Consider the following 7,682-nt stretch of genomic DNA (forward strand, 5'->3'; position numbering starts at 1 on the left):
TTCTAAGTTAAGGAGAACTCAATGCTTGACGCTTTTTCAAGAGCTGTACTTTCAGCCGATGCCAGCACCTCCACCGTCGGTGATATTGCTGCCCTCAGAGATTTCATTGCCAACGGCAACCGACGCTTGGATGCTGTAAACGCGATCGCCAGCAACGCTAGCTGCATGGTTTCTGATGCTGTTGCCGGTATGATCTGCGAAAACCAAGGCTTGATTCAAGCTGGTGGTAACTGCTATCCTAACCGCCGCATGGCTGCTTGCTTGCGCGATGCAGAAATCATTTTGCGCTATGTCACCTACGCTTTGTTGGCTGGTGATGCTTCAGTTCTTGATGACCGTTGCTTGAATGGTTTGAAAGAAACCTACGCAGCTTTGGGCGTTCCCACCACCTCCACCGTGCGTGCCGTTCAAATCATGAAGGCTCAAGCCGCTGCTCACATCCAAGACAATCCTAGCGAAAAATTTGCTGGTGCTAAGCTCCGCAAAATGGGCAGCCCTGTAGTAGAAGATCGTTGTGCTAGCCTCGTTGCTGAAGCTTCCAGCTACTTCGATCGCATCATTTCTGCACTGAGCTAGTCAGTTGCTAATCGCAATTCGCTCAGCAAAATTGAAACTACGCTCACTGTCGTCAAAATCACTTTAGGAGTTTTAGGAAATGAAATCAGTTCTCACCACCGCTATTGCCTCTGCTGATGCAGCAGGCCGCTTCCCTAGCACCTCAGATTTAGAATCAGTTCAAGGTTCTATCCAACGCTCTGCTGCTCGTTTAGAAGCTGCAGAAAAACTAGGCAGCAACCTCGACGCAGTTGCTAAAGAAGCTTATGATGCTTGCATCAAAAAGTATCCTTACTTGAACGAATCCGGTCAAGCTAACTCCACCGATACTTTCAAAGCAAAATGCCATCGTGACATCAAGCACTACCTGCGCTTGATCCAATACAGCTTAGTTGTTGGCGGCACAGGTCCTCTGGACGAATGGGGTATTGCTGGTCAACGCGAAGTTTATCGCGCTTTGGGCTTGCCTACTGCTCCTTACGTTGAAGCATTGAGCTTTGCTCGTAACCGCGGTTGCGCTCCTCGCGATTTGTCTGCTCAAGCTTTGACTGAGTACAATGCTCTTCTTGACTACGCGATCAACTCCTTGTCCTAATTAACTGACAGGTTTGTAATGTCGTGACTGGGTAGTTTCTACCCGACAAGTCTAGGAACTCTTGGCTCGTTGCTTTACCGATTTTGGTGAGGTAAGGGTAAAGAATTCTTAGGCTTGTTATTGTGTTTTAATAGGCATATCATATTATAGTTATTACAGACTGCTAATTTTATGGATAAACGCTTTTTTAGTTTTTTTAATTTAACCGAAGACCAGGCGATCGCCCTTTTAGATACGCCCCAAGCTGAAATCGGGGAAGAGGATTCCCGCTACATAGCTGCTTCCCACTTGATCAATTTCTCAACAGATCGATCGATCGCAGCACTGATGCGAGCAGTACAACAAACCGATCCGGTGCTGGAAAACCGGATTGTGCGCCGCAAATCGGTGGAAACTTTGGGAAGACTGCAAGCTGTGCAAGCATTGCCGGTGATTCGCACCTGTCTGGCGGATGATGACTGCTACACGGTGGAAAATGCCGTTTGGGCGATCGGCGAAATTGGCACTCAAGATCCGGATATTTTAGCAGAAGTTGCTCAATTGCTGGACAAACCGGGACAAACCTACCGGGTAATTATTCACACCCTGACTAAATTAGATTATCAGCCAGCCTTAGCCAGAATTCGCAGATTTGTCGATGATATTGACCCGCCGACTGCTAGTGCTGCGATCGCCGCAATTTGTCGTTTAACCAGAGACTTTTCTCAAATGGGAAAAGTTGTCGCGATGTTGCAACACAAAAATGTCCTTGCGCGCAGATTATCTATTCAGGATTTGATAGATGCGCGTTACTACGATGCAATTCCAAATATTGCTAGATGTCCGGTATCTTTAGTCTTTCGGCTCAGAGGAATTAGGATGTTAGCAGAAGCAGGAATTGCTGACAAATCCCTGACATTTACTACCATTAAACCCCATTTGGAACAAACCTTAAGAGACTATCCAGGAGATTTAGATTTAGTGCATAGTTATGAAAAATTACCCGACTTACCGTTTTTGATTCGCCAATTATACGAAACAGATTTTGGACGTTGCTATTTAGCAGCTAAAACGATACTTGAAAATTACTCAGAGGATGCACCAGCCGCCCTGTTTGCGACCTTTGCTGAAGAAGCAAATAATGACTATGGAGCGCATTTTCATGTGGTAAAATTGTTTGGTTGGTTAAAACATTCTCCAGCCTACGATTTGTTATTGGAAGCTTTGCATCACTCCCAACCCCAGTTTCAGAAATCCCGTGCAGGGGCGGCGATCGCCCTGGGGGAACTGGGAGAAAAGCGTGCTATTCCAGAATTGAAAGCCTGTCTGGAAACTAAAATCTGGGATTTGAAGTATGCTGCATTAATGGCACTAGAAAAACTTGGTGATGTCAGCGGTTATGAAATTGCTGCTGCCGACCAAGATTGGTTGGTTCGAGCTAAAGTAGATGCTCATACTTCTGTAACATCCGAACTCTCTTAATTAGTCCTGGAGCTAGAAACCGGTTTTTTTTAGGGAAATCCTGCATAGGAGCCTTTAATTCGAGTGAAAAACCCGGTTCCTTTGGAATTTCTGCATCCAAAACTATTAATTCAGCTTAATTAAATTACAACACCTAAAACCACAAAAACCATGACAACAGATGCTTTGTTTGAACAACTAAAACACCCGAATCCTCATCTGCGCGATCGGGCAATGTTTGAAATTGCCGATTCCCGCGATGAAAATACAATTTCTAGACTGGTGGGCATTTTAGATGAAGAAGATGTCATCTATCGTCGGGCGGCAGTAAAAGCCTTGGGCGTGATTGGTGAAGATGCCGTACCATCGGTGGTTGAGGCATTGTTAAACAGTGATAATGTGACTGTGCGAGGGAGTGCGGCGAAGGTATTGGCACAAATTGCGATTAATTATCCAGATTTGCCGTTTCCTGAAGCGGGCTTGCAAGGATTAAAAAAGGCGATCGACGATCCGAATCCTGTGGTTAATATTGCTTCAGTGATGGCCTTGGGGCAGATGGGTTCCTCTGCTTTTGAGATTTTGGTGGAGTCGCTGAATACAACGGATAATGTGGCGGTACAAGTGGCGATCGTGAATGCTCTTGCTTCTGTGGGCGATCGACGTTGTGTAGAAGTTCTGACCACATTTGCGAATGATGAAGCCGTGGATTCTTATGTGCGGGAATCAGCGACAAGTTCTTTATCCCGGTTGGATTTGGTGATGAATTATAAGCGTGCAGATAGTTAGATTTAGTGACATTTTTAGCTCAAGAGATATCCGCACACAGCACTTGCAGCCGAATAAACTCCGATCGAACTTTGGGCTTTGCTGATTCACGGTATGAATCAACTTTTCGCTGGAAGTTACAAAACTCACCCTCAAGCGGGCTTATAGCAATTGGGAAATCTTGAATTCATACCTCTATTCAGCAACGCCAGCTTTCAGAGTTAACTGGAGTTGATGTGGGAATGCAAATTGAACCCTACGACCCTCGCCACCTTGATGCTGTTATTCGTCTTTCGCTTCGGGCCTGGACTCCGGTCTTTGATTCGATTCAGAAGGCGATGAACGCTGATGTGTACCAGGCATTCTATCCGAATCATTGGCGCGTGAGCCAGCAAAAAGCTGTGGAGGATGTCTGTGCTGCGGAAGACACGAATGTATGGGTTGCGATCGATGCGGGTTCTACTGTGGGCTTTGTCGCCGTGAAATTACACTCAGAGGACAGCATGGGTGAAATCTACATGGTTGCCGTCGATCCAGACTTTCAAGGCCGCGGCATTGGTAGTGCTTTGATAGAATTCGCTCTGGGTTGGATGAAAGATGCGGGGATGTCTATTGCTATGGTTGAGACTGGGGGCGATCCGGGCCATGAAAGAGCGCGTTACACCTATGAAAAGGTGGGCTTCGAGCTATTCCCAGTCGCCAGATACTTCAAGAAGCTCGCTTGTGCAGATGTGTTGATTTCGCTCGCGCATTGTATACTTCAACTTAATGCGATCGCCCGATCTTATGAGTGAAGTGGTAATTCAAATAGCCCCAAAGCTAGGCGGTAATTCCACTAAATTCAAATCGAAAATTCTACTTGTACACCGATCATATAGCAGAAACGAGGAGCCCAGATGACTCTAAACCAACAAGGAATAGTAATGATGCCTCAGGAAGGCGATGTTTTGACAGTTGCCGGTGATGTTGTCACGTTCAAGGCATTGGGGCAGAACACTCAGGGGCAATATGCGCTATTTGAGATTTTATGTAATCCTGAGGTCGGTACGCCTCCCCATATTCATAGTCGTGAAGATGAAGCGTTTTACGTTCTTGAGGGTGAAGTCGAGTTTCGCTTAGATGACCAAACGATTTTGGCAACACCCGGTACGTTCTTACATTCTCCCAGGGGACAAAAACACAGTTTCAAAAATACTGGAACGACGCGAGCGCGAATGCTGTGTTGGGTAACACCTGCTGGGTTGGAGATGTACTTTGCTGAAGTTGGGAGACCTGTAGCCGATCCACTCAATCCACCTGTGCCCGATCAGGCTGCGATCGATAAGCTGCTAGCGACTGCACCCAAATATGGGCTCACAACCTTACCCCCTGAAGCGTAAGTCCTTATCAGCTACAGGTTGTAATCAAATAAAGGCTAATCTTTGGAGATTCTAATTGGAACTGAAGAGAGATTGCGGGTACGACCAATCCTTCGACAGTGAAGTGTGAGTGCTAGATTCCCCGGTTGAAATCTAATGCAAGCGATCGCATTCTATCCTTCAACTTAATCCTCTAGAGAGAGGAAAGTTTTAGAACTGCCTGGTAAAACACGATCAAATCGTCCGCCAATTTGAAGCATCTTTTTTTTACTTTTCAGATGCGAAATGCCGGAAATTTAGGCTGCAAACAATCAGAGGGGATTTGTTGTGAGATATCAAAGGCTGCAATCACTGTTCCACGATCGCTCGATCGTTCTGGGCTTCTCGATCGTCGCCCTTGTCGTTTCAGTCTTGCTGTTCATCTCTAAGTCCAGCTTGTTTCAGACTTCTGCGATCGCACAAATCCCGACACAATCCCCGCCATCGAATCCCTGGAAATACCAATAACAACAACTCATCAGGTTTGGCTTTGGACAGCCAATTCTTGATAGGCCTGTCGAATAGGAATCTGAATGATGAACTCTGCCCCCTGACCGGGACGAGAAACACACTTCAACTGTCCGCGGTGTTTTTCTACCACAATCTGGTAGCTGATTGACAGCCCCAGACCAGTGCCCTTCCCTATGGGTTTCGTCGTGAAGAACGGGTCGAACAGCCGTCGGTTCACTTCCTCTGTCATACCGGGGCCATTGTCGCAAATGCGAATCACAACAAATTGGGAAGCTTTCCGGGCCGGGGCGAGGTTGGGGGAATCCACCTCAACCGAAGAAACTGTAGAGCTTTCGGCAAGGGGGGGATTGGAAATCGGGGATTTTTCTTCTTCCGCATACCCCACGGAGGTGCGAATCGCGATCGTGCGCGGCCCCCTTTGGTCATGGAGAGTGTCAATCGCATTCGCCAGTAAATTTACAAACACCTGGTTCAGTTGGCCGGCATAGCACTCCACCAGCGGCAGCGGGCCGTACTCTTTAATTATTTGAATAGCAGGCTGGTCTAGTTTCGCTTGCAGTCGGTGCTGCAAAATCAGTAGGGTGTTATCGATGCCCTCATGGATATCGACCTCTTTCATTTCCGCTTCATCCAGTCGCGAGAAGTTTCGCAGAGAGAGGACAATTTCGCGAATTCGGTCTGCCCCCACCTTCATCGAATCCAGCACTTTGGGTAAGTCTTCCATCAAGAACTCTAATTCGATTGCCTCAATATCCTCAAGAATTGCTGCTGTGGGATGGGGGTATTGTTGTTGATAGAGTTTCACCAGTCCTAGTATGTCTTTACTGTAAGTCTTGACGTGAGTTAGGTTGCCATATATGAAGTTAATCGGGTTATTGATTTCGTGGGCCACCCCGGCCACCATCTGTCCCAGGGAGGACATTTTCTCAGTCTGAATTAGCTGGGTCTGGGTGCGCTTGAGTTCTTGGAAAGAAAGCTCTAGTTGTTCGGCTTGTTTTTTTAATTGCGCTTCTGATATTCGCAGAGCTTGCTCTACCTGCACGCGATCGCGAATTTCCTGGCTCAGGAGCAGATTTTTTTCCTTTAATTCCTGCGTCCTCTCTTCCACTTTATGTTCTAAAGTCCGGCTGTAATCTTCTAATTGCTCATTGGCTTGTTTCAGGTTGTCAGTCGCCTCAGATAAATTGGCATAGAGTCGGGCATTTTCCAGGGAAATCGCCGCTTGAGAACAGAGCACGGTTAAAACTTCCAGGCGATCGGGAGTAAACGCGCTCCTTGTCAGATTATTTTCCAAGTAAAGCAGACCAATGAGCTTTCCTTTATGGACAAGCGGCATACATAAAATTGACTTCGGTTGGGCGTTAACTATATAGCTATCCCTGGTAAAAAGTCCCTCTTGAGTTGCATCATTTAAAACCACATTTTTCTGAGTTCTAGCAACATAATTGAGCAGAGAAAACGGCAATTTATGAGTATTTTCTATCGGTGTGGATTGCAGGACTACGACCTCATCATTATCTATGGTTGCCGTCCCTTCTACCACCAGTTGACCATCTTTTTCTAAAATGAAGTAGCTTTTTTCAGCCCCAGCATTCTCGATCGCAATTTTCAATAACTTAGAAAGCAGACTTTCCAGAACAATTTCGCCAGAAATAGCTTGAGAAGATTTCATCACAGAGGCGAAATCCAGTGCTGCCAAACTCCCCGTAGTCGTCGAGCTGGTCGTCCGTGATACGTCGAAGCTGGGGGCTTCTTTAGTCAGTATTCGCGAGAAAAACTCTGGATATTCTTCTGATAAATCTTTTACTTTTGCTTTCGCTCCCCAGCGAATATAGCCATAGTAAGCATCCGTCAAATAAATCTCCGCTATCTTCTCCCGGCCGCGAGAGAAATAAAACTCGGCGGCCCGTTCATTAGCTAGGGCTTCTTCTTGAATGTATCCCTGTTCTCTGGCTCCTTGAATGCTAGCGTCATAATACTCCATCGCTTTTCCAATTTTCCCCAATACCCGCGCTTTCTCCGCCTCCACTAATTCGTACTTATGCTGGAAGTTAGACGGGGCATCAAATGCCCATTTCTGCATTTTTTCTTGATTAGCTTCAACTAAGCTGATGTATTGTTGTTGTTCGGCGTGTGAAGCTTGAGGATAAACAGCGAGTAGAGCGAGGGAATAATAGAAGTTGTGAACAGCAGAAACTACCATACCCATCACACTTGCGGCGTGTTCTGCGGCTAAACTGGCGGTGGCAACGGCACTATTAGATTCTTTAAACAGATAAAATAAAATCGTCTTGGCAAGATAGGCAATAAACAGCAAAACTCTATTCTTAGTTTCAATAAAAACAGGCAGCATTTGTGTTTCATCAAAACTCTGGCCCACCAATATAGCAATCCTAAATCATTATCATGATTGTGATACAATTATATGCAATACTTGATTGTGACAATTAAAAATGGAT

Annotated in this window: 7 protein-coding genes and 1 pseudogene; 7 read left to right on the forward strand and 1 reads right to left on the reverse strand. The window is 46.1% G+C overall.

The window, feature by feature from the left end:
• The first annotated feature begins 21 nt into the window (after positions 1-21).
• The 7 genes from cpeB (at position 22) to QUA13_RS24905 (ending at position 5,220) form a co-directional block, all read left to right on the forward strand.
• A complete protein-coding gene (cpeB, locus tag QUA13_RS24875; RefSeq protein ID WP_333185462.1) occupies positions 22-576 on the forward strand; it encodes a C-phycoerythrin subunit beta in 555 nt (184 codons plus the stop codon).
• Positions 577-655: 79 nt separating this feature from the next.
• The gene (locus QUA13_RS24880; protein WP_333185460.1) at positions 656-1,150 is read left to right on the forward strand and encodes a bleomycin hydrolase; all 495 of its coding nucleotides are present in this window, start codon (positions 656-658) and stop codon (positions 1,148-1,150) included.
• A gap of 171 nt (positions 1,151-1,321) precedes the next feature.
• Entirely contained in the window at positions 1,322-2,611 is a 1,290-nt protein-coding gene (locus tag QUA13_RS24885; protein ID WP_333202885.1) for a HEAT repeat domain-containing protein, read from the forward strand.
• A gap of 150 nt (positions 2,612-2,761) precedes the next feature.
• A complete protein-coding gene (locus QUA13_RS24890) occupies positions 2,762-3,376 on the forward strand; it encodes a HEAT repeat domain-containing protein (RefSeq protein ID WP_333202887.1) in 615 nt (204 codons plus the stop codon).
• A 221-nt stretch (positions 3,377-3,597) separates the two neighbouring features.
• Complete coding sequence (locus QUA13_RS24895) at positions 3,598-4,149, forward strand: GNAT family N-acetyltransferase (protein ID WP_333202889.1); 552 nt, start codon at positions 3,598-3,600, stop codon at positions 4,147-4,149.
• 102 nt (positions 4,150-4,251) lie between these two features.
• Positions 4,252-4,734: a quercetin 2,3-dioxygenase gene (locus QUA13_RS24900; protein WP_333202891.1), complete on the forward strand. Its 483-nt coding sequence runs from the start codon at positions 4,252-4,254 to the stop codon at positions 4,732-4,734.
• A 306-nt stretch (positions 4,735-5,040) separates the two neighbouring features.
• Positions 5,041-5,220, forward strand: coding sequence for a hypothetical protein (locus QUA13_RS24905; RefSeq protein ID WP_333202892.1), 180 nt, complete (start codon positions 5,041-5,043; stop codon positions 5,218-5,220).
• A 10-nt stretch (positions 5,221-5,230) separates the two neighbouring features.
• Here the strand turns inward: QUA13_RS24905 and QUA13_RS24910 are convergent.
• Positions 5,231-7,606: pseudogene (locus QUA13_RS24910) on the reverse strand (trifunctional serine/threonine-protein kinase/ATP-binding protein/sensor histidine kinase); the annotation flags it as partial.
• Positions 7,607-7,682: the final 76 nt, after the last annotated feature.

It is taken from the genome of Microcoleus sp. S28C3 (genome assembly GCF_036700785.1).
Taxonomy (GTDB): Bacteria; Cyanobacteriota; Cyanobacteriia; order Cyanobacteriales; family Microcoleaceae; genus Microcoleus; species Microcoleus asticus.

Bases quoted from the DNA above. Each gene is read 5' to 3' on its own strand.
- cpeB (WP_333185462.1), top strand. From the start codon at position 22: ATGCTTGACGCTTTTTCAAGAGCTGTACTTTCAGCCGATGCCAGCACC.
- QUA13_RS24880 (WP_333185460.1), top strand. From the start codon at position 656: ATGAAATCAGTTCTCACCACCGCTATTGCCTCTGCTGATGCAGCAGGC.
- QUA13_RS24885 (WP_333202885.1), top strand. From the start codon at position 1,322: ATGGATAAACGCTTTTTTAGTTTTTTTAATTTAACCGAAGACCAGGCG.
- QUA13_RS24890 (WP_333202887.1), top strand. From the start codon at position 2,762: ATGACAACAGATGCTTTGTTTGAACAACTAAAACACCCGAATCCTCAT.
- QUA13_RS24895 (WP_333202889.1), top strand. From the start codon at position 3,598: ATGCAAATTGAACCCTACGACCCTCGCCACCTTGATGCTGTTATTCGT.
- QUA13_RS24900 (WP_333202891.1), top strand. From the start codon at position 4,252: ATGACTCTAAACCAACAAGGAATAGTAATGATGCCTCAGGAAGGCGAT.